This window comes from Mesorhizobium sp. M0159 (genome assembly GCF_040322295.1).
Classification (GTDB): Bacteria; Pseudomonadota; Alphaproteobacteria; order Rhizobiales; family Rhizobiaceae; genus Mesorhizobium.
This window is the reverse complement of the sequence record NZ_JAMYTF010000058.1, coordinates 1-21,031: the sequence shown is the minus strand read 5'-3', so window position 1 is coordinate 21,031 and position 21,031 is coordinate 1. Positions and strand designations below refer to the sequence as shown.

General features: G+C 59.4%; 14 protein-coding genes and 9 pseudogenes. 16 read left to right on the top strand and 7 right to left on the bottom strand.

All coding sequences use genetic code 11. From position 1 onward, the window contains the following. Positions 1-384 precede the first annotated feature (384 nt). Positions 385-1,356 carry an asparaginase gene (locus NKJ32_RS30935; protein WP_352829896.1) on the top strand — a complete coding sequence of 324 codons (972 nt, stop codon included), beginning with the start codon at positions 385-387 and terminating at the stop codon, positions 1,354-1,356. Between the two features lie 417 nt (positions 1,357-1,773). On the opposite strand, the gene NKJ32_RS30930 is transcribed toward NKJ32_RS30935, so the two are convergent. Together NKJ32_RS30930 and NKJ32_RS30925 are read right to left on the bottom strand one after the other, a co-directional pair. After that, positions 1,774-1,917 carry a hypothetical protein gene (locus NKJ32_RS30930; protein WP_352829894.1) on the bottom strand — a complete coding sequence of 48 codons (144 nt, stop codon included), beginning with the start codon at positions 1,915-1,917 and terminating at the stop codon, positions 1,774-1,776. Next, entirely contained in the window at positions 1,908-2,147 is a 240-nt protein-coding gene (locus NKJ32_RS30925; protein ID WP_352829892.1) for a hypothetical protein, read from the bottom strand. The genes NKJ32_RS30930 and NKJ32_RS30925 overlap by 10 nt, the downstream gene beginning before the upstream one ends. On the opposite strand from NKJ32_RS30925, the gene NKJ32_RS30920 reads away from it, so the two are divergent. Further along, a complete protein-coding gene (locus tag NKJ32_RS30920; protein ID WP_352829903.1) occupies positions 2,091-2,516 on the top strand; it encodes a hypothetical protein in 426 nt (141 codons plus the stop codon). The two genes, NKJ32_RS30925 and NKJ32_RS30920, sit on opposite strands and share 57 nt — an antisense overlap. Before the next feature lie 164 nt (positions 2,517-2,680). Here NKJ32_RS30920 and NKJ32_RS30915 read toward each other — a convergent pair whose 3' ends face one another. Continuing rightward, complete coding sequence (locus NKJ32_RS30915; protein WP_352829890.1) at positions 2,681-3,010, bottom strand: IS110 family transposase; 330 nt, start codon at positions 3,008-3,010, stop codon at positions 2,681-2,683. A 204-nt stretch (positions 3,011-3,214) separates the two neighbouring features. After that, positions 3,215-3,992, bottom strand: a pseudogene (locus tag NKJ32_RS30910) (IS5 family transposase). A 270-nt stretch (positions 3,993-4,262) separates the two neighbouring features. Here NKJ32_RS30910 and NKJ32_RS30905 point away from each other — a divergent pair. The 10 genes and pseudogenes from NKJ32_RS30905 to NKJ32_RS30860 all read left to right on the top strand — a co-directional run. Then, entirely contained in the window at positions 4,263-4,793 is a 531-nt protein-coding gene (locus tag NKJ32_RS30905) for an ankyrin repeat domain-containing protein (protein ID WP_352829889.1), read from the top strand. A 334-nt stretch (positions 4,794-5,127) separates the two neighbouring features. Continuing rightward, positions 5,128-6,711, top strand: coding sequence for an ABC transporter substrate-binding protein (locus tag NKJ32_RS30900; protein ID WP_352829888.1), 1,584 nt, complete (start codon positions 5,128-5,130; stop codon positions 6,709-6,711). 20 nt (positions 6,712-6,731) lie between these two features. Beyond that, the gene (locus tag NKJ32_RS30895) at positions 6,732-7,670 is read left to right on the top strand and encodes an ABC transporter permease (protein WP_352829886.1); all 939 of its coding nucleotides are present in this window, start codon (positions 6,732-6,734) and stop codon (positions 7,668-7,670) included. A gap of 1 nt (position 7,671) precedes the next feature. After that, entirely contained in the window at positions 7,672-8,565 is an 894-nt protein-coding gene (locus NKJ32_RS30890) for an ABC transporter permease (RefSeq protein WP_352829884.1), read from the top strand. Then, complete coding sequence (locus tag NKJ32_RS30885) at positions 8,562-9,578, top strand: ABC transporter ATP-binding protein (protein ID WP_352829882.1); 1,017 nt, start codon at positions 8,562-8,564, stop codon at positions 9,576-9,578. Before NKJ32_RS30890 ends, NKJ32_RS30885 begins: the two co-directional genes overlap by 4 nt. Further along, on the top strand, positions 9,575-10,624 hold the full coding sequence (locus NKJ32_RS30880) for an ABC transporter ATP-binding protein (protein ID WP_352829880.1): 1,050 nt from the start codon (positions 9,575-9,577) through the stop codon (positions 10,622-10,624). Before NKJ32_RS30885 ends, NKJ32_RS30880 begins: the two co-directional genes overlap by 4 nt. Positions 10,625-11,181: 557 nt before the next feature. Beyond that, entirely contained in the window at positions 11,182-12,984 is a 1,803-nt protein-coding gene (locus tag NKJ32_RS30875; RefSeq protein WP_352829879.1) for a hypothetical protein, read from the top strand. Beyond that, positions 12,909-13,181 (top strand): annotated as a pseudogene (locus NKJ32_RS30870) (transposase); the annotation flags it as partial. The gene NKJ32_RS30875 and the pseudogene NKJ32_RS30870, both read left to right, overlap by 76 nt. Positions 13,182-13,357: 176 nt before the next feature. After that, positions 13,358-14,084 (top strand): annotated as a pseudogene (locus NKJ32_RS30865) (ISNCY family transposase); the annotation flags it as partial. A 127-nt stretch (positions 14,085-14,211) separates the two neighbouring features. Beyond that, positions 14,212-14,766 (top strand): annotated as a pseudogene (locus NKJ32_RS30860) (IS110 family RNA-guided transposase); the annotation flags it as partial. Here the strand turns inward: NKJ32_RS30860 and NKJ32_RS30855 are convergent. Beyond that, positions 14,764-15,714, bottom strand: a pseudogene (locus tag NKJ32_RS30855) (IS630 family transposase); the annotation flags it as partial. The pseudogenes NKJ32_RS30860 and NKJ32_RS30855 sit on opposite strands and share 3 nt — an antisense overlap. On the opposite strand from NKJ32_RS30855, the pseudogene NKJ32_RS30850 reads away from it, so the two are divergent. From NKJ32_RS30850 to NKJ32_RS30840, 3 genes and pseudogenes are all read left to right on the top strand, one after another. Then, a pseudogene (locus tag NKJ32_RS30850) lies at positions 15,683-16,227 on the top strand (IS66 family transposase); the annotation flags it as partial. The pseudogenes NKJ32_RS30855 and NKJ32_RS30850 overlap by 32 nt on opposite strands. Positions 16,228-16,781: 554 nt before the next feature. Next, positions 16,782-16,979 carry a hypothetical protein gene (locus tag NKJ32_RS30845; RefSeq protein ID WP_023722661.1) on the top strand — a complete coding sequence of 66 codons (198 nt, stop codon included), beginning with the start codon at positions 16,782-16,784 and terminating at the stop codon, positions 16,977-16,979. Continuing rightward, complete coding sequence (locus NKJ32_RS30840; protein ID WP_352829877.1) at positions 16,969-19,041, top strand: recombinase family protein; 2,073 nt, start codon at positions 16,969-16,971, stop codon at positions 19,039-19,041. The genes NKJ32_RS30845 and NKJ32_RS30840 overlap by 11 nt, the downstream gene beginning before the upstream one ends. A 23-nt stretch (positions 19,042-19,064) precedes the next feature. On the opposite strand, the pseudogene NKJ32_RS30835 reads toward NKJ32_RS30840, so the two are convergent. Further along, a pseudogene (locus NKJ32_RS30835) lies at positions 19,065-19,181 on the bottom strand (integrase core domain-containing protein); the annotation flags it as partial. Between the two features lie 244 nt (positions 19,182-19,425). Between NKJ32_RS30835 and NKJ32_RS30830 the strand changes: the two are divergent. Beyond that, positions 19,426-20,648, top strand: a pseudogene (locus tag NKJ32_RS30830) (IS110 family RNA-guided transposase). Positions 20,649-20,661: 13 nt separating this feature from the next. On the opposite strand, the pseudogene NKJ32_RS30825 reads toward NKJ32_RS30830, so the two are convergent. Next, positions 20,662-21,031, bottom strand: a pseudogene (locus NKJ32_RS30825) (DDE-type integrase/transposase/recombinase); the annotation flags it as partial.

Genomic DNA, 21,031 nt, shown 5'->3' with positions numbered 1-21,031 from the left:
CCCGACAGCGGCGGTGCTGAGGTTGTAATACGGATCGTAGCTGCGTCCGTATCGATACTCGTGGGCGATGCCGTGGTCTCGGTACTCCACTGTCTTGAGAAGCGGCCACGACGTCGCGAAAGAGCTCGTATGTCGTGAATTGCAGGTGACTTCAGCTCTTGCTGTCGAGATCCGGCGCTCGATGTGGAGCGCCAATTCTCCGCGTCCTTGCGTCGCAGAAACATCTCGTCGAGTATCGTCACTTGCCGCGTCTCGGGCTCTTCAAAAGCTGGATTTTAGTTAGTGAGGTCGACAATTCATGTGCGCTCCGTGCGTAGGGAGGCGCCGGAAAACCGGCAATAGACCATTCCAACGGGAAATCCAGAGGCAGAAGAGGTTGAAAGCATGGAATCTAACGCCCCCAAAATCCTTATTCTCACAACAGGAGGATCGATCGCACAAACATCGCCAATGGATCCGACCTTAAGTGGGGACGATCTGGTTCAGGCAGTTCCCGAGCTCAGGGATATGGCCTCCATCTCGGTGGAGCAGGTCGCTCAGGTTTTAAGCTCCGACATCTCAGTCGAGGACTGGCTAAAACTGGCATGTCGAATCAATAGCGCGCTGTCCGAAGACGACATCCAAGGCGTGGTGGTTACGCACGGCACCGACACATTGGAAGAAACAGCATACTTCCTCAATCTTGTTGTCGAAAGTGAAAAGCCAGTCGTTGTCGTTGGAGCCATGCGCCGCCCGTATTCCCTCGGTGCTGACGGTTCAGCGAATCTTTCCAATGCTGTAGCCATCGCTTGTAATCCTAACGCGAGAGGCAAAGGCGTGCTCGTGACGCTGAATTCCGAAATTCATTCAGCGCGCGATGTGACAAAGACGACATCCAATTTGGACGCGTTTAAGGCACCAGGTCTTGGTCCTCTTGGCTATGTTAAATCTGCAAATCCGCTTTTCTTTCGTATGCCGACACGAATACACACATCAGCGAGCAAACTCCACTTGAGCTCAAGCAGCTTGCCTCGCGTTGCGGTCCTTTACAGCTACGCAGGTGTGACGCCGGATCTATTAGAAGCAGCGGCGGTTTCTGGTTACGAAGGCGTGGTTTGGGCCGGGACCGGCAACGGTAACCTCCCAAAGTCGCTCCGGGCGGCAGCTGGTGAGGCCGTACGGCGGGGGCTGGTGTTTGTCCGTGCATCGCGCGTCAATTTCGTCGTTGTCGAGCGTAATGACGAAGTTGACGATGACACGCTCGGCTTCGTCACGGCTGACTCGCTCAATCCGCAGAAAGCCCGCATCCTGCTGATGTTGGCGCTGACCAAAACCACCGATCCAGCGAAGATTCAGGAGTTTTTTGACACCCATTAACTTCATATGGGTTGCACGCAGCGGGCGAGTGGACATGCTTTTGGAAGGTCGAGCCGGCGTCCAAGGTGCCGCCGACATTGGGGCATTGGCGAGGCCGCCGTATGATGGCAACACGATCAGTTCAGTCATTCCGAAGCAGTTCAACGAACGGGACACCAACAGCAGATCTCAGCTATCGCGTGCGACAACTGCGAGCATTGGAGCGCGACGCTCGCCCCTTGAACGGAAGACGGTCTGTCGTCAAAGGAAAAGTCTTACCTTGAGGGGAGTCACGGGGTATCCCCGCAAACCGTTGAACGGGTCTTAGGCACGCAGACGCCAACCTGAACGCCAGTCTTGATCGGCTTTGGCAATTGCTGCGAATTCCGTCAACCTCATGCGAATGGCGAAGTAGCAATCGTTGGATTTTACGACGACCTACAGGCTCTGGATGAAGAAGTTAGTGACGCACTGCCCCTTGCGCCAGGCCCAGTCGTCGATGCCGACCACACGCGGCGCTTGCGGCGGCTCGAACCCGGCCGCGCGGATCATCCGCAACAGTGTGTCGACGCTCACCGGCATGGCGAGCCTGTCCGACAGCGTGAGCCCGGCTCGCCACCCACCGCGAAGCCGATCGCCAGCTGGCTCTCGCCGAGTCGAACCGTGCGTCGAGCTTTCGGTTGAACCGTCTCAGGAAGCCTCTCGGTGAAGATCCGTCGCGGGCATTGTGGATCAGCGCATCGAAACCGTCGTGCGTGAAGCTGGATTTCGACAATCCGCCCCTGCCAGGGCAGATCGGTCAACCGGCGCATGTAGTGACTCTGGACGCGGCGGGTTCGGCAGCCGCAACATGGACAGCACGATTCCATCGCCTTCGGCCGGGCAACAAGCACAACCCTGTCGGCCCGCGGCAGAATTTGGACAATCGAAAGCTCGAGCGAAATCAACGAGCGGAAGGCATGGAGCACGGGCAAATCACGGCGCGACTGCGATTCCGACTCTATGGACTTATCGCACCGTCCGTGAATCCCGCAACCTGCACCAAATATGCGGAAGAACCCGATCTTGATGAGGCGCAAACGCAGCGTGTCGAATTGCGCGACTGCAAGGCTCGAACGCTTCCTCGATTGTCGAAGGGGCCGGCTTCATCGACGGCTGCGGCAAAAGCGGGAGAGGTTTGAACACCGACACCGAGGATGCTCATGAGTAGCCGTCAGGACTGGAATCGGTGAGCGAACTCGCGCAATATCCGATCCAGGTTCCCAGATTTGCTCCATCAGCCCTGTTCTCACTGCAATCAGCGCGATGATACTCTGGCCAAGGCCGGGTATGTTGGCTGCCTCCATCACGCGGTCGATGAATGCCTTGCCCTGACCTGGACCAGGCTTGAAACCGAAGGTTGCACGAGCCGCACTCGTGCTTCTATCAGATGGTTTCGTGCCGTGATGACGCTCCGCACGCAATGAGCGGCAGGAGATTTGACATGCACCTCCTTGTAGAAGCCGGTCCTGGCAAGTTGAGCCAGCCCGGCTGCGTCATGAGGGTCGGTCTTGTTCGCCTTCAATGCTTTCAGGCTCTGGTGGGCTTGCCGCGCGTCAATACAAACGACACGAACGCCTAAAGCCTGCAGGCCGTGACAGATTGCCGGAGACATGCGGCATGCGGCCTGTTTCAATCACCGCTCGCTCAACGCCGCCGGCTGCATTCAAAGCATGAGCAATCATGTCGGGACGCTGTCGACCTTCATCGTGGAGATCTTGCGACCCGTTTCGTCGACGATGCAGACCTGCGTGCTTTCCATCGACAGGTCCGGTCCGGCATAGTGTTTCATGGCTGCTTCCTTCCTTCAGCTTCGACAGCCAGAACTGTGAGCAATGTTTCAGCTCCGAGGGAAGCGGCCACAAATTACCCGATGACTATAAACCCGAAGCCAGAGCTGGATGGCCGCGAGCCTAACGAAGGCGAGGAAGTTAGCGGCGTGTTTCCCATAGCCCGTCGCGATGCGCCGACAGTGCTTGATCCGGTTGAAGAACCGTTCGCCCTGGTTTCGGTGGCGATAGGTACGGGCTGAAGCAGATTGGACCACGCCGGTTCCGACGGGGCGGGATGTTCGCCCAGCCTCCACGTGAACTCACAAAGGTTCGTATCTCGGTCGCGTCGTAAGCCTTGTCGGCGAGAACCATCCCGCCGCGCGGTAAACCTTCGAGCAGAGCGCGTGCGACAGCTATCATGCTGCTGACCGCCGGTGATTGAGACGTGGAGCGGTAGGGGCCATTCGCGTCGACCACGGCGTGGATTTTGGTCGTCAGCCCTCCGCAGGAGCGTCCAAGGTCTTCGCCGGAGCCATTCTGGATGCAAGTCGCGTGCTGGTGAGCGCGGACTATCGTGCTGTCGATCATCTGAATCTCGGCATCGTCTCGATACGAGATGGCAGTCAGGATACGATCCCAAACACCCGCGCAGCGCCAACGCACAAAGCGATTGTAACAGGTGGTATATGGTCCACTTGGGCAGATCACGCCATGGCGCTCCAGACCTCAAGACCCAGAAGATGCCATTCAGGACGCGCCTGTCATCCACGCGCGGGACGCCTCGCGGCTTGCAAGGAAGGATCGGGCAATCAATAGCCATTCGGCCTCGGTGAAGGCGTATCGCATGTTCAGGTTCCTTTTCGGAGCTTGAATCACGCCGGCAAGCCCACATTCAAATATCGGCTCCGCCTCCAGATATCGTCATCCGATCGGCAAGGCGGGTCGACCGATTATGGTAGGCCGGTCTTCCTGAAAACTTTCATTCTTTCAAGGACTGCCAACATTCATTGAGCCATCGATTGCCATCGATGGGCGTGGTTACGATCAGGCATTCGCGGTATACTTTTGCCGTCTTGAAAGCGTGACGCTTACTGCGGTTGCCTTGGGAGATGCCAAATGCGCGTGTCCTGGCTCTTCATTCCATTACTGCTTGTACACATCCCGATTTTATCGCATGCCGCCGACATTCACGACGCCGCCATGAAGCGCGATGTCGCGGCGATCACGGCGGCGCTCGATGCAGGCGCCGACATAGATAAGAGTGATGGAAACGCAACGCCGCTCTATTTTGCGGTCTGGATGGGCCACATCGAAGCGGCAAAACTGCTCATAGAACGTGGTGCGGATGTCAACGCCAAGACAACTTGGGGTCCCCCGCTGATGGCGGCTGTGGGGATAGGCAAGATCGATCTGTTAAATCTGTTGCTGGAGCGGGACGCAGATCCAAATTCCGACCGTGGCGGCGAATTCGCCCTTCATGTCGCCCTCACTCTCGGTTGTCTCGACTGCGTGAAGGCACTGGTCGAGGCCGGCGCAGACGTGAATGCGAAGTCAATGGACGGCAAGACACCACTCCATCTGGCAAAACGCGGGGGGCAACGCGAAGTTGCCGACTATCTCATATCGCACGGCATGTCTTGCCAATAGCAGCCCCGATCTCGATGAAGTTGGCTTCTGCCGATGTCGAGAAAAGCCGAACCTACACTACCCGCGCGTGTGACCGTTGCCACAACGCCGAGGCAAAGGGAGGGAACAAAATAGGACCGAACTTGTGGAGCGTCGTCGGCCGCGACAAGGCATCTACGGCAAATATGCGTTACTCCGACGGTAAACGCTTAGTCCGGGTCGGGCGCAGTTAAATTATCAAATTTCGGAATACTTGTTCCCGTTTTTTTGAGAAGATTGTGGACTTCCACGAAACGTCATGGTTCCCTTGAGGGCACGCTCTCTCTAACAGAAGCTTAAGAAAGGGGAATAGATCATGGATGTTATTGCGCGCAGCTTGAGCCGCCGAACTCTTCTGAAAACTGGAGCCGCGCTCGGAGGAGGCATCATAGCCTCCGGCATGCCGCTCTCGCAGGCCATCTGGGCAGCGGAGGGCAAGGTGCTTAAAGGGCGTTCCAGTCGTGACATCGTCACGTTCGATCCAGCGTTCTTCCAGGGTACAATCGATGTCCAAGTGATGGAATGCATTTATTCGAAGCTCACGCATTTCAAGCCAGGTTCCGAATGGGGCTGGGAACTCGAGGCGGCGGAAAAGCTCGAGCAGGTGGACCCGACGCATATCCGCTTCCGCCTGAAGAAAGGCATCGCGTTCACTGGCGGATATGGTGAGATGACCGCCAAGGACGTCAAATTCTCTTTCGAGCGCATCATGAAGCACAATTCGGCGGCAAAGTCGGATTGGGGGCCGCTCGACCGTGTCGAGATAGAAGATGACTATACTGGCGTGATCGTACTCAATACGCCTTACGTCCCGCTCTGGAACATCGCGCTTCCCTTTGGCGCTGGCCATATCGTATCTGAGAATGCGGTGATGAAGGCAACCACGGACGGCGGTAATTTCGGCATGAAGCCGCCCGCTTTCTCAGGCCCGTATGTGCTCGCCGAGTGGAAGCCGAACCAGTATGTGCTGTTGACACGCAATCCGGACTGGTCAGGGCCGAAGCCGGGATTTGATGAAATCCGCATCCTGCCGATCGACGACGACAAGGCGGCCGAGCGCGCCTATCAGGCGGGCGACATCGATTTTACTGAAATCAGTCTGGATTCGCTTCCAACCTTTAGGAGCAACCCACCTGCCGACACCAAGGTCGAGAAAACGTCCTCACTTTGGTATCACTGGATCGGCATGAATATGGATCACCCGAAGCTGAAGGACATCAATATCCGCAAGGCGATCCAATGGGCGATCAATGTGCCGCAGATACTGGATGCCGCCTTTTCCGGTGAGGTCGACGTCGCGACGGGCACCATTCCTCCAGGTATTGTCGGGCACCGCGACAAGGCGCTCGTCCCACCGGAAGGCGATCTCGAAAAGGCCAAGGAGTTCCTGGACAAAGCGGGGGTGAGCGATCTGAGCTTGACCATCGATTGCCGGAACACGAGCACTCATTCGACCATTGCCCAGATCGTGCAGGCACAATTGTCGCAGATCGGCATCACGGTCGAGGTCAATGTCCAGGATTCCGGCTCGTTCCAGACTCTCGGCATGGAATCTGAAGGTGAACGCTGGAAGGACATGCAGCTTGTCATACTGGCCTTCTCCGGTCTGCCTGAACCCTCCTATGCAACCGGCAGCTTCCTCCAAGATCAGGTTGGCGTCTGGAATTGGATGCGCTTCCGCAGCGAGCGCTTTGATGAGCTCTACGCCGAAGCGATTACGGTTGAGGATTCCAACGAGCGGGCGAAGCTTTACCGTGAGATGCAGGATATAATGGAAGAATCCGGCGCCTTCCGGTTTCTGACCCATGGGGCCCATGCAGTCATGTATCGCACCACGCAAATGCAAGCCGCAACGCGGCCGGATGGATACCCGTTGTTTCTCGATTTCTCGCCGGTTTAGGCTCGAATGGTCTGACCGAGATGTGGCTCTATTTCGTGCGACGGATCGCCCTCTCTATCGCAATCATTGTGATCGCGGTGACGCTTCTGTTCCTGATGATTCATGCGGTGCCGGGCGATCCTGCCGCGGTTATGCTCGGACCACGGGCAACGCCCGAAGTGAAGGCGCTGTTGCATCAGCAGATGGGACTCGACAAACCGCTCGTTGTGCAGATCATCACGTTCTTCGGCGGATTGCTTCATGGCAATCTCGGTTATGACGTATTCAGCCAGAGGCCTGTCGCCGACATAATCTTCGACCAACTGCCTTATACGATCGAACTGATTTTGATCTCGATCTTATGGGCGATCGTGATAGCCGTGCCGCTCGGCTGTTACTCGGCGATAAGGCGTAACTCGGTGGTCGACCAGGTGGCCGGCGTCCTGACGGTCGCGACGATCGCAATTCCTTCCTTCGTCGTGGCGGTCTACGCGCTGCTGATTTTTGCCGTAACGCTGCGCTGGTTGCCAGCAATCGGAGCCGGCAATGGATTCTGGGATGGACTTATCTATCTCATTCTCCCAGCTTTCGCCGTAGGGATTGGCTGGGTCGGCTACATTTCCCGGCTGGTCCGGGCATCCATGCTCGAGGTCTTGGGGGAAAACCACATACGGATGGCCCGCTCTTTCGGAATCTCGGAATGGCGTATCGTTGCGCGCTACGCGCTGCCGCTCGCGATCCTGCCAACCGTGACCATACTCGGGGTAGGCATCGCGTGGCTGCTTTCGTCCGCTGTCTTTATCGAGGTGGTTTTCGCGAGACCTGGCATCGGGGCTTTGATCGTGAACGCGGTCAATACGCGCAACTATCCGATTGTGATGGGCGTCGTGCTGGTCACCACGTTCCTTATCGTTGCCGCTACGACGCTCTCGGATCTTGTCAACGCGTTCCTCGATCCGCGAACCAGGGAAAAGCTCTGAGATGGCGATCGTTGAAATCATCCGTCCCGAATCCAACGATGCAACGGCTACCGGCGCCTCTCGCACTTTTTGGCGGCAATTTCGTAAAAACCGCCTGGGCATACTCGGAGCAGTGCTTGTCATACTCATAGCAGCAAGCGCGCTCTTCGCTCCGCTGATAATCACGCATGATCCGATCCGGATCATGGTCGGGCCGCGTCTGGCCGCACCTTCACTGGATTTTCTGCTGGGTACGGACCAACTGGGCCGCGACACGTTTTCTCGCACCATAATGGGCGGCCGCATCCCGCTCCTCGTTGCTTTCGCCTCCCTCGGCAGTGCGCTGGCGGTCGGCGTCGTGCTTGGTTTGATTGCTGGATTCGGTCCTCGCTGGCTCGACAATTTGCTTTTGCTTGTCTTCGATACGATCCGCTCCTTTCCGGGCATCATCTTTGCGCTGGCCATCATCGCGCTTCTGGGCCCGAGTCTGGCCAGTATCATTTTTGTCATCGCAATAACGTCGGTGCCGATTTATGCGCGCGTCGTGCGCACCCAGACCCAAGCACTACGCAGCAGTGAGTACATAGCCGCAGAGCGCAGCATGGGCGCAGGCATGACGCGCATCCTTGGCGTGCATGTCCTGCCCAATGTGATCGGCCCCCTCCTCATCCTCGTGAGCATGGACGTGCCAGCGGTCATCGCCTGGGAAGCAGGTCTTAGCTTCCTCGGGATGGGCGTGCGGCCCCCGACGCCTGACTGGGGAGCGATCCTCAACGATGGCTATAGCTACATCAACCAGACCCCTTGGCTGGTGATCGCCAGCGGCATTCCCATCGTCCTTGCAACGCTTGGCTTTACATTTCTGGGTGAAGCGCTACGCGACATTTTTGATCCCAAGCTGCGGAAAGACTTATGAGACGCGACGATCTTACACCACATACGTCCGCCCGACCACTTCTTGAGATCCGTGGGCTCGATCTCGACTTTGGGACGCCGCGCGGCCGTGTTCATGCGCTACGAAACGTTTCGCTCGATGTGCCAGCCGGACAGGTGGTTGGCATCGTCGGGGAAAGCGGATCTGGGAAGTCGACGCTTGCCTATACGGTGATGGGCCTCCTTTCTGAAAACGCAGATGTGACAGCCGGCAGCATCCTGTTCGAAGGTAAAGACCTGCTCAAAATGCCCGCTCCAGCGCGTCGGAGCCTGCTCGGCGATCGTCTCTCGATGATCTTTCAGGATCCGATGACCGCGCTCAATCCGGTGCGGACCATCGAGAGCCAGATGATCGATATCCAGCACCACGAACAAGGGAGCCGGAGCGAAAAGCGCGCTCATGCCCTCAAGATGCTTCACCGGGTCGGAATTCCTGATCCGGAAAGTCGTATTGGCGCCTATCCGCATCACTTCTCCGGCGGCATGCGCCAGCGCGTTTGCATTGCCATGGCGCTTCTTGTGAAACCAGCGCTCCTCGTCGCCGACGAGCCAACCACTGCGCTCGATGCAACGCTAGAAGTGCAAATCATTCATCTGCTCAAGGAGCTGCAAGAAGAAATTGGTTGCTCGATTCTGTTCGTCTCCCACCACCTCGGCGCGGTGGCTGAGTTGTGCGACCGAGTCGCCGTCATGTATGCGGGCGAAGTGGTGGAGCAGGGGGCGGTGCGGGACATCTTCCACAATCCTGCTCACCCCTACACGCGCGCGCTGCTTGAGTGCGATCCCGGGCGTATCAAAAAAAGCACGCGCACTTTGCCGACCATTCCCGGTGAGGTGCCGAGTCTCCTGGGCAGCAAGGTAGGATGCATCTTTCGTACCCGTTGCCGACATGCGTTCAACCGCTGTGTCCAAGAGAACCCGGTCGGATACCGCATCGGCGTGGACCAACTCGCCCGATGCCATCTCCTCGACGAAGAGCGGCTGGTTTCGGTATGAGCGCGCTGCTTCGGGTTGAGGACCTGCGCGTCCGCTTCCGCACCATGGGTCCGCTGAAGGCGCTCGCAACCGGGACGAAAGCCCCTTTCATCGACGCAGTATGCGGTGTGTCCTTTGAAATCCGTAAGGGCGAGACACTCGCCCTTGTCGGTGAAAGCGGCTCAGGCAAATCCACCATCGCGCGCACGATCATCGGCTTGCAGCGGGCTGTGAGCGGCAGCATCAGCTTCGACGGACAGGAAATTGAGGAGCTCAGCGGGGCTGAACGCAAGCCCTACTTGCGGCGCATGGCGATGATGTTCCAGGATCCGGTCGGTTCACTCTCGCCGAGGCTGACCGTGCGATCACTCCTGACAGAGCCGTTTCGCATCCATGGAGTAAAGGATCGCGATGCCGGAAGCGAAGCCGAGCGCCTGCTGCGGATGGTCGGCTTGCCAGCTGATTTTGCTCGCCGCTATCCCCATCAACTTTCCGGTGGTCAGGCCAGGCGCGTGGGTATCGCGCGAGCCCTTGCGCTCAAACCCGATTTGATCATCGCCGATGAGCCGACCGCAGGCCTCGACGTCTCAGTGCAGGGCGATGTGCTCAATCTTCTCGCGCGGCTTCAGGACGAACTCGGCATGGCGATCCTGATCATCTCGCACAATCTTAACGTCGTGCGCCACATGACCGATCGCATGGCGATCATGTATCTCGGCCGCTTTATTGAGGTCGGCTCGACCGAGCGTATCTTTGAGCACCCGCGTCATCCCTACACCGAGGCGTTGCTTGCAGCCAATCCCGAGCCTGACCCGGATGCGGTGCTCAACAGGATCGAGCTCAAGGGTGAGGTCCCGAGCTTGATGAGGCGGCCATCCGGCTGCGAGTTCCATACCCGTTGCCGCTACGCGCAGGATATCTGCAGCCGCGTCTTCCCCGAACCTACAGCAAGCCCAGATGACGCGCATCACAGCTTCAAATGCCATTTCCCGCTGGAGCGCGAAACCGACGTAGCGTTAGAGCGACCGGTGTCGCAGATTTCTCCGGCTGGATTAACGCAGGCCTGAGACCCACGAACCCGGGAAGAGCTCTAATCATACCGAACATTCAAATATCCAGATAGAAGTCGGCACAAGGCATAGGCGCGGCGTCTCTGGCGCCTTCCTGTGACAATTGCGCATGAAGTCTCTGCGCATGCTCGGCGCACGCGCTTGTAGAAGCGGGGCAACAAGCGGGGCCGCGCGGGGCTTTCCCTGAAACGGTGACAGCTGCGATCGCGAGCTATTCAAAGATCAAGACCAGTATGAGCATCTGAATATCTGAAGAGGGATTGGAGAATGGTTCAAGAGCGCAGGACAGAAACAACTCTCTCCAGATGAAGGAATAGACTTAGCCGAGCGGCAAAACGATGAACGACAACCGAACCCAATTAGCGGCCACTGATCGAAATCGATTTACTTCTTGCGTTCTCCATTGGGAACTACAGACCATCGGCACTTTGTATGTCATCGAAAACGAATGGATTACTGTGTTTCCGCAGTCGCAATGAAGCTCCGCGTGACACGGGATTCGAACGGAGACCTGCTGATGGTTTTCGGGTGCCGCCGAGGCTGAAGAGAAAGAGATGAAGGACTTCAACATGAGTGCTTATCGAGACGGCCCAGCTTCGTCGATGTTCCGGCCTGTCAGCGTTGAGGGCACGGTCTCGCTCGAGGAGCTTGCACGACATCCACAAGTTTCGGCCGAGTTGGCTAAGGCCGTCCCGTTTGCGCATTCCGGCTCGTGTGTGGCGTGGGGCATCCCTTTCGAAATTGGGCGCCCGGTTCTTCTCCGGAGTTACAGTTATGATTTCGCCGACGGCAGCTCAGTGGTTCGTCTTCTTGCATACTTCGGATATACGTTCGCTTGCTGCCGCTTCGTTGTCTCCCCGATGCGAGGAAGCGGCCAGCTCGGCGAACACGCAGCTGACTACGTCTTGATTTACGAAGATGGCTCCGAGCAAAGGACAGAAATTCGGCGGCGGCATCAGGTCGGTTCGTTTCAGTTCCGGTGGGGAGAGCAATGTCTCCAGGCAGTAACGGCCAAGAAACCTCGGCCTCTGTCGCTCAATGGCGGCCACCAATCTACGCTGATCAACGACACCACTGCTCACGGTCCCACTTGGGGCGAGCGTCAGACACAACTCCTTTTTGAGGAGCCGGCACCATGGCATAGCTTTCTGTGGGCCCTCGAAAATCCGCATCCTGAGAAAGCAGTGAAGGCACTCAGGTTCGAACACGTGTGCGGCACTTTGATTATTTTTGGGGTTGCAGCAGGCAACGCCCACTCTATGCCGCTCCGTTGGGAGAAGCGCAAGAAAGCGTTGCTCAGGGTGCCGCCCGAATTGAGCTTCGGTCCCGCTCTCGATGATGATAGTCGTTTGAACCCGGTACAAATCGATCTCGGCCAAGTTATTTCTGCCAGCCCACGGCTCATTTATCCTACGGAGGGCTGGGAAAAGACACGTCAAAACCTGGAGCCCGGTACGACATTCAATGAAGTGGTCGTCGAGTATGCCGCTCACGAAGACGCTGAATTTCATTTGGCGGACGGCACTCGCATCGCTGTCCGCGACCTTGAAAAGCATACCTCTCAGAATGACTTCATCTTGGAGCCGATAGCCGCTGCGGACCAGCGAGTGATTCTTCGCGTGGTTGAGGCAGGGACAAATAAGCTCCTTCCGGTCAAGCTTCACGTGCATGGTAAGGTGGGTGAGTACCTCGCTCCGGTTGACCGGATGCGAAACCCGAATCCAGGATGGTTCGAGAACTACAGCCCGGACTTTTTCCATGGCAATCATCTCTCCACATATATTTCGGGATTTGCGATGATTGATCTGCCGTTGGGCGAGATCTTCCTAGAAATTACAAAAGGATTCGAGGTTAAGCCCGTTCGGAAAACGTTCGAAATCACACGAGAAACCAAACAGATCACAGTTGGGATAGAAAAGGCTCTTCATTGGCGTGAAAGGGGTTGGGTTGCCGCCGATACGCACGTCCATTTCCTGTCTCCGGCAACAGCTATGCTGGAAGGTGCCGCGGAGGGCGTAAACGTCATCAATCTTCTTGCCAGCCAGTGGGGAGAGCTGATGAGACGGTTGATTTTGTTTAGAGAATCTTGGTTTTTGCGCGAGCAAGGCCCGGCGGTTTCAGGTATTTTGCATCATGCCACTGAGTCCAAAGCCCTGCCACTGCCGGAGCGACAATGCGCCAAGAACGCACCGTCCAAGATGGGGTGTTCGGCTTGCGCCCCGTCTGGGCGGAACGGTCATGGAGGTGCTGCGCTTCGAGCTGATGGTAGAACATGGTCTGTCCGAAACAGAGCGGCTCGGTCGATCACGACCAGGGGGTATCGAAAGCCGGCAATCCAAGGTTGCGAACGACGCTGATCCAGACGGCCTGGCTCTGGCTTCGCCATCAACCGCGATCGGCGCTCACCTTGTGGTTCCAGGACCGGGTCAAACACAACGGCGGCCGTCTCAAGAAGGCGATGATTGTGGCGCTCGCCCGCAAGCTGCTCGTCGCGCTGTGGAAATACGTCAGCGCCGGCGTCGTCATAGAGAGTGCAGTCATGAAGACGGCCTGATGCGTTAGCCGAACTGAATTCTGCAAATCTTCCAGGATCCGATCAGTCCTGGCGGATCCAGGTGGGACGAACCGGGAATATGCATGGCCCTGAAATGGCCGTAAGCCAGAATGGTCTCGTCCTCCTGAGCCCTTGTCCGCCGCAAGCGGGATGTTGGTGCCGCTGTCTCGAACAGCCGGCACGCCGTCAAGGCCACGGGACGACAAGGCCTATCCGCCGAAGCGGTCTTGCCTTGCGCGCTCCTCAAGCAATACCGCCAGTTGAGCTATCAGGAGTTGGCGTACCACCGCGAGGACTCCGCGTCATTGCGAGCCTTTGCCCCCCTGCCATGGCCTTGGAGCCCGCAGAAGTCGGTGCTGCAAAAGACGATCAGCGCGATCCGGCCCGAGACATGGGAGGAGATCAATCGGGCACTGCTGTCGAGTGCTCGGAAAGCGAAGCAGGAGGACGGCACTGTTGTGCGGCTGGACAGCACTGTGACCTCAGCGCTCATGCACGAATCGAGCGATAGCAGCCTGCTGTGGGATGCTGTGCAGGTCATGGTGCGCCTGCTCAAGCAAGCTGATGCCTTGATCGGCGGCGCCGGCTTGGCATGGCGCGCGATCATTGCCCCGCAGCCAAGAAGCGCGCCCGCAAGATTCAGTTCACGCGTGGTCGCCCTAACCGTGTCCAACTCTACCGCGAGCTGATCGCGATCGCCCCTGCGACCTTGGCGTATGTACGACAGGCGGAAATGCGACTGGCTGTGGCGGCCAATCCGTTCGTCGAACCCTGGCAGGCCCGGGTTCGTCACTATCGACCGCTGATCGAATGCGTATCCAACAGAGCGAGCGGCGGGTGTTGGTCGGTGAGCCGGTGCCGGCCGGCGAGAAGTTGGCCAGCCTGTTCGAACCCCATGCGGATAGTCGTCAAAGGCAGTCTAGCATGCCATCCATCGCCTTCGCGCATACTGGCATGGGTGACACGAGCGGACATGTCCGTGGCTTTCGTCATCCCATCTCTGGAGTGAGACCATGTTCTTGCGATGCTAATGGTGGGTGTGTTTTCCTATCAATCGAGGGAGACCGTCCGTGGAACAGTCCGAATTGGCATCTACGTCAAAGAGCGTGTTTCAATTTCACGGCGTGAATGCAAGCGAACAACCGGTTCTTCGCAAGAAGCTGTAACGTAGAGAAATGGTGAAGTTCTTCAAGAAAACGCCGCCGACCACTGTTGCGCTTGAGGCATGCGGTGGCCCGCATCATTGGGCGAGGTTGTTGAGTTCATTCGGCCATAGAGTAAAGTTGATCGCGCCTCAGCTGGCGAAGCTTATGTGAAACGCGGCAAGAACGACGCGGCTGATGCGGAAGCCTTGTGTGAGGCGATGAGCCGACCCACCACGCGATTCGTGCCGGTGAAGACCACGGACCAGCAGGCGGCCTTGATGCTGGTCGGTGTGCGAGAGGGGCTGATCCACAATCGGACACAACTCGCCAATGCCATACGCGGTTTTGCCATGGAGTTCGGTGTCGTCGCGGCCAAAGGCATGTGCCGGATCGAACCATTGCTGGAGCGAATAGCAGCTGATCAATCCCTGCCTGAACTATTGGATGGAATCTAACGCTTGGTGCCCGCGCTTGACGGCGGCGATGATCTTGTCGGGATCGGCGGTCCAGGTGAAGGGCTTTGGCTGCTGGTTGTGCTCGGCGAGGAAGCGGTTGATGGCGGCCTGGAGATCGACGACGGAGTGGAAGACGCCGCGTTTCAGGCGGCGCTTGGACAGCTTGGCGAAGAAGCCTTCTACCGCGTTGAGCCATGAGCATGATGTCGGAGTGAAGTGGAAGGTGAAGCGCTCGTGACGGTCGAGCCAGGCGCGCACCTTGGGGTGCTGGTGGGGAGCATAGTTGTCGAGGACCACTGCACCGCCTTGTCTGCGGGAACCTCGGCGTTGAAGGCATTGAGAAAGCGGATGAACTCCTGATGGCGATGGCGCTGCATGTTCCTGCCTATGACGGTGCCGTCGAGGACGTTGAGGGCGGCGAACAGGGTGCTGGTGCCGTTGCGCTTGTAGTCGTGCGTCATCGTACCGAGCCGCCCCTTCTTCATCGGCAGGCCGGGCTGGGTGCGGTCGAGCGCCTGGATCTGGCTCTTTTCGTCGAGCGACAGCACGATGGCGTGGGCCGGCGGATCGAGATAGAGGCCGACGACGTCGCGCAGCTTGTCGACGAACTTAGGGTCATTGGAGAGCTTGAACTGGCGCCACCGGTGGGGTGCGAGACCATGCGCCTTCCAGATGCGCCTGACGGCGCTGGCGTTGATTGCGGCGGCTTGCGCAATCATGTCGGCGGTCCAGTGGGTCGTCTTGCCCGGCGATCGGCAAGCGTCAGTGCCACGACACGCGCTCTCCGACATCGGGACCGAGCGGCGGAATGCGCGACGGCCGCGTCTTGTCGCGCAGCAGCCCGTCACAGCCTTCCGCGGCAAAGCGCTCCTGCCAGCGCCGGACGCAGGTCTTCGACTTGCCGGTGCGGCGCATGATCTCGACGGTGCCGACGGCCGTCCACATATGGATCCTCGACACGCCGCTCTACCGCCTGGCGCAGGCCTTCGAGCGCGCGGGTGTTCCTGTCAGCCGTGGCGCTCTGGGCCACTGGGTGATCGGGTCGAGCGAAAAGCATCTCTCTCGCATCTATGACGCCCTGAAGCTGCGGCTCAGATCGCAGCCCCTCATCCATGGCGACGAGACCACGGTCCAGGTGCTGAAGGAAATGAACAGAGAGGCCGCCAGCACCTCGTGCATGTGGGCATACCGGAGCGGCCAGGACAGTGACGAGCCGATCGTGCTGCTCGATTATCAGCCGGGCCGCGGCCAGATACACCCGCAGGCCTTCCTCGGCGATTACGCGGCATCGTGATGAGCGACGGCTATTCCGCCTGGCGCACGCTGGAAGGGGCAACGCATCTTGGATGCATGGCCCATTCGAGGTGGCGCTTCGTCGATGCCCTAAAGGCGAGGAAGAAAGGCGGCGGCCCGCCGGAACAGGCGCTCCGGTTCTTCGAACAGCTTGACGTTGCCCCCAGTTTCTATCCAGTTTTGAGTTCGTTTCCGGCGTGGGTTGTGCCCTGCTGGGCGGGTGAAGCGACGGGCGCTGGCGCGGAGCCTTTGGCATCGCGCAGCGCGAGCGACCGTCGCAGATTGAAGGTGGTGGCGAACTCGGCCGGTGTCTGCCAGGCGATTTGGGAATGCGGCCGGGCGGTGTTGTACAACACGACGAGAGAACGCCCACGGGACCGAGGAACGCAAGTTTCTTTATCCATGGCATCCCTGGGCCGGGCGTTGTGTTCACGTTCATGAGGTGATCGAGAAGGCTGACCGGGAGGTTTTCCGCTGCAGTCTCTCTGGCCACGCCTCCGATCGGTGGCTGGAGGTTCCGGCCTGGATGTTTGATCGCGCGGTCTGCACCGCGTGGCGCATTGCCGCTGCCCCACATGTCGATCCCAGAACGCTTGGCGTCTTGGTGACACTGCTGCAGGACGCGACGGCCAATTCCCACACCCCATCGCAATTGGAGGTTTCGGGCGCAGCATCGGATCCTCACGACGCGAATCGGGGAGAGGTCCATGCCGCGCCAGCCCACGACATATCAGTTCGATCTGTTCTCCAACCCGCACGATGCGGAGACCGCGCAGATGCCACCATGGCAGGCGCTGCCGGAAGAGACGCGCCTGACGCTGACAAAGCTGATGGTGCGCCTGATCCTCGACCACGTCGACGGCGAGCGCGCCGTTCCACGGGAGGAGGCACGCCATGATGCATGAGAAGATCCGGCCCCACCATCTGGAGCGAAAGGCGATCCTTTATGTGCGGCAGTCCTCGGCCCATCAGGTTCTGCACAATCGTGAGAGCAGCGCCCTGCAGTATGCGATGCGCGATCGCCTGGTCGCGCTCGGCTGGTCTTGCATCGAGACGGTCGATGACGATCTCGGCCGCTCTGCTGCTGGCGGTGTCGCGCGAGCGGGCTTCGATCGGATGGTCGCAGCAGTCTGTCTCGGCAAGGTTGGGGCGGTTGCGGCGCGGGAGGTATCGCGCTTCGCCCGCAACAGCCGCGACTGGCAGCAGCTCATCGAGATGTGCCGCGTCGTCGATACCGTGCTGATCGACCAGGAGACGGTCTACGCACCGCGCCAGGGCAATGACCGGCTGCTGCTGGGATTGAAGGGCAGTCTCAACGAGTATGAGCTCGATCTTCTGCGTCAGCGCTCCTTGTCGGCCCGCTATGAGAAGGCCCGGCGCGGTGAACTCGTCGTCGCTTCCCCGGTCGGCTTCGTGAAGGTCGGCGACCGGCTGGAGAAGGATCCCGACCGTCGCATGCAGGAGGCCATCACCCTTGTGTTTGACAAGGTGGCGGAACTCGGCAGTGCCCGCCAGGCCCTGCTCTGGTTCCTCGAACATGGGCTGGATTTGCCTGCCAAGCGCAACAATGGCGATGTGGTCTGGCGCAGGCCAAGCTATGCGACCATCCACCGAATGATCGAGAACCCGATCTACGGCGGCGCCTACGCCTATGGTAAGACTCGTGCTGCGTCGGGATATGATGCAACAGCCATTCGTTCGCGCAGCCGCCGTAAGGCGCGTGATGAATGGCTGGCGCTGATCCCGGGTGCACACGAAGGCTACGTCAGCTGGGAAAGGGCGGAAGCGATCCGCAAGATGGTGAGCGACAACGTGCCCACGAGCCGGCATCACGGGGCGCCCAAGCATGGCGACGCTCTGCTCGCCGGCCTTGTCCGCTGCCGGCGCTGCGGCCGCAAGCTGACGGTCCGCTACACGGGAACCAAGCACAACATTCCGCGCTATTCCTGCTGGCGTGGTCTGCTTGACAATGGCGAGCCGCGTTGCATCGCCTTCGGTGGACTACGCGTCGACGACGCCATCGAGGAAGCTCTTCTGCGGGTTGTCGAGCCGGCAGCGATAGCCGCGGCCGTCGAGGCCGAAGCGCAAGCGGCCAGTCGCCGCGATCAGGTCCGCGATGCTCTGATGCGCGATCGCGAGGCGGCACGCTACAACGCCGATCGGGCGTTCCGGCAATACGACGCCATCGATCCGCAGAACCGGCTGGTCGCGGCGGAACTGGAGTTGCGATGGAACCGGGCGCTTACGCGTGTCGGCGAGATCGAGAGCAGGATTGCCGCGCATGATGCCTCGACATCGGAGCCATCACTTCTGTCGCCAATACACGTCACCGCGCTCGCCGCCGATCTCAAGGCTGTATGGGCGGCGCCGACGACGGATGCAAGGCTCAAGAAGCGCATCGTTCGCACCGTCATCCGGGAGGTGGTCGCCGATATCGATGACGAAGCGTCAGAGATCGTTCTTCTGATCCATTGGGTTGGCGGCGTCCATACTGAACTGCGCCTGCCGAAGCGGCGCCGTGGACAGCGCAACAGCACGTCCGGCGATATCATCGCGGCCGTCCGCCAACTGGTGCTCATCGCCAATGATGATCTGATTGCTGGCATCCTCAACCGCAATGGACTGGTGACCGGCCACGGCAATCAATGGACACGCGAACGGGTCACCGCGCACAGGTCGCATCATAAGATCCCTGTCTTCCGGCCAGCGGCGGACGGCAAAGAGCCATGGCTTAACCTGAACAAGGCGGCGCGCCTTCTCGGCGTTGCACCGAAGACCCTCAGGCTCGCCGCCGAGGCGGGCGAGATCGAAGGCGTTCATCCTCTGCCGGATGGTCCATGGGTCTTCAGCCGATCAACGCTTGGCGAACCTGCGGCACAGCGCATCGTTCATCGCGCGCGGCAAAACCCAAAATACCCCACGGGATCGCATCCAGATCAGCAAAACCTATTCACTTCAACGACATAGACAGATGGGTGTTATGAAACAGGATTGTAGTCAGCGCGCCACAGGGCGATGGCGACGCGTGCCTGAGCCAGCGAAGTAAACAGCGTCTCATTGAGCAGTTCATCGCGTAGTCGGCCGTTGAAGCTCTCGATGAAGCCATTATCCGGCATGATGTTCTTGGTGCCATCGTTTGTTCCGTCGTCAGGTTCGTTAAGCTTGGCGCATCCGGGCCACGGGGCACCGGGAGCACGCAAGTGCGGGCAGGCCGTCGTATGCAGATGAACTGCGAGTTCGAGCACATTATCTGGCCGCCCCTACGACTCGCCCGGATGCGCTGCGAGCGCGGATCCGTATTTGTCGTGTTGCCCGCTCGCTCCCTGTTCGTGACCAACGATGGAGGGAACCGTGCGTATTATCGGCATGGATATACACCGCGTAGCCGCCGAGGTCGTGTCGTTGCTTGATGGCAAGGTCGTCAAGCTCGGCCGCGTTCAAATGCTGCGCAACAAGCTCGAGGAGTTCGCCAGGAAGGAACTCACCCACGATGATCATGTGGTGATCGAGGCCACGGGCAATGCTGCTGCCGTCGCTGAAGTGCTGTCGCCCTACGTCGATCGGATCGTGATCGCCAATCCCAAGCAGGTGCACATGATCGCGCACGCGAAGGTGAAGACTGACACGATCGACGCCACTGTCCTTGCGAAGCTCTACGCCTCGGGCTTTCTGCCGGAGGTCTGGGTTCCGGATCCGGGGACCCTTGCCCTCCGAAGACAGGTCACCAGGCGGACACAGCTGGTTCGCCAGCGTTCGCGGCTGAAGAACCTGATCCAGTCAATCCTCCACGCCCACCTGATCCCGCCGTGTCCGCATGGGAACCTCGTCGGGATCAGCGGGCGCAAATGGCTGACGAGGCAAATATTGCCTGCGGATGAGCGCGCCGCCATCGAGCGCCACCTCGGCTTGATTAACCAGATCAACGAGGCGTTGACGGTGGTCGAGGCGGATATCGCCGTGCATGCCCTCCAGGATCCGACAATCCGCCGCCTGATGACCTTGCCCGGCCTCGACGTCACCGTGGCTGCGAGCGTTGCCGCGGCAATCGGCGACATACGGCGCTTCAGCGATCCACAGAAGCTCGTTGCCTATCTTGGCCTCAATCCGAGCGTGCGGCAGTCCGGTGAGGGGCCAGCCTATCACGGGCGCATCACGAAGCAGGGCCGCGGCCATGCGCGGGGGATGCTGGTCGAGGCCGCATGGGCGGCTGTGCGATCGCCAGGACCTCTTCGCGCCTTCCACAAGCGGATCGCCTCGCGCCGCGGGAAGCACATCGCGGCCGTCGCCACTGCGCGCAAGCTTGCAATGATCATCTGGCACATGCTGAGCAAGGATACCGACTACATCTGGGCCCGGCCGGCCTTGCTCGCCCGCAAGTTCAGATCGGTCGAGCTGCGTGCCGGCCTTCCGACCAGCCATGCCAGACGCGGCACCGCCTTCGACTACACATCCCGGCCAAGCGCGCCCAAGAACGATCCCGCGTCGAGAAGGCGGAAGCTGCCTATGCAGCAGCGACTTCCCGATGGCGAACGAGGCCGGAAAGGCAGAAGGCTGTGGAAAAAGCCGCCGAATGAGAAGAACGGGCTATTCTACAACATCCGTCTGCATCGGCTTGCCGGGCGCAATGTAATGCCATTCGACGCGGTTCTGATCCGCCCAGGAGAGGATGGCGTTCGAGGTGAACTCGCTGCCATTGTCGCTGACGACCATTCTCGGCCGGCCGCGCTCGGTGATGAGCCGGTCCAATTCGCGGGCAACCCGCATGCCCGAGAGAGACGTATCAATGATGAGTGCCAGGCACTCTCTCGTGCAGTCGTCGACGACGGCCAGGATGCGGAAGCGGCGCCCGTCTGTGAGCTGGTCGGATACGAAGTCGAGCGACCAGCGCTCGTCGGGCCTCAGCGGCACCACCATCGGCGCCCTGGTCCCGATCGCCCGTTTGCGGCCGCCACGGCGG

What these genes read in the sequence shown, in the direction of transcription:
- NKJ32_RS30935 (WP_352829896.1), top strand. Translation starts at nt 385, where the DNA reads ATGGAATCTAACGCCCCCAAAATCCTTATTCTCACAACAGGAGGATCG.
- NKJ32_RS30930 (WP_352829894.1), bottom strand. Translation starts at nt 1,917, where the DNA reads ATGCCGGTGAGCGTCGACACACTGTTGCGGATGATCCGCGCGGCCGGG.
- NKJ32_RS30925 (WP_352829892.1), bottom strand. Translation starts at nt 2,147, where the DNA reads ATGCGCCGGTTGACCGATCTGCCCTGGCAGGGGCGGATTGTCGAAATC.
- NKJ32_RS30905 (WP_352829889.1), top strand. Translation starts at nt 4,263, where the DNA reads ATGCGCGTGTCCTGGCTCTTCATTCCATTACTGCTTGTACACATCCCG.
- NKJ32_RS30900 (WP_352829888.1), top strand. Translation starts at nt 5,128, where the DNA reads ATGGATGTTATTGCGCGCAGCTTGAGCCGCCGAACTCTTCTGAAAACT.
- NKJ32_RS30895 (WP_352829886.1), top strand. Translation starts at nt 6,732, where the DNA reads ATGTGGCTCTATTTCGTGCGACGGATCGCCCTCTCTATCGCAATCATT.
- NKJ32_RS30890 (WP_352829884.1), top strand. Translation starts at nt 7,672, where the DNA reads ATGGCGATCGTTGAAATCATCCGTCCCGAATCCAACGATGCAACGGCT.
- NKJ32_RS30885 (WP_352829882.1), top strand. Translation starts at nt 8,562, where the DNA reads ATGAGACGCGACGATCTTACACCACATACGTCCGCCCGACCACTTCTT.
- NKJ32_RS30880 (WP_352829880.1), top strand. Translation starts at nt 9,575, where the DNA reads ATGAGCGCGCTGCTTCGGGTTGAGGACCTGCGCGTCCGCTTCCGCACC.
- NKJ32_RS30875 (WP_352829879.1), top strand. Translation starts at nt 11,182, where the DNA reads ATGAAGGACTTCAACATGAGTGCTTATCGAGACGGCCCAGCTTCGTCG.
- NKJ32_RS30845 (WP_023722661.1), top strand. Translation starts at nt 16,782, where the DNA reads ATGCCGCGCCAGCCCACGACATATCAGTTCGATCTGTTCTCCAACCCG.
- NKJ32_RS30840 (WP_352829877.1), top strand. Translation starts at nt 16,969, where the DNA reads ATGATGCATGAGAAGATCCGGCCCCACCATCTGGAGCGAAAGGCGATC.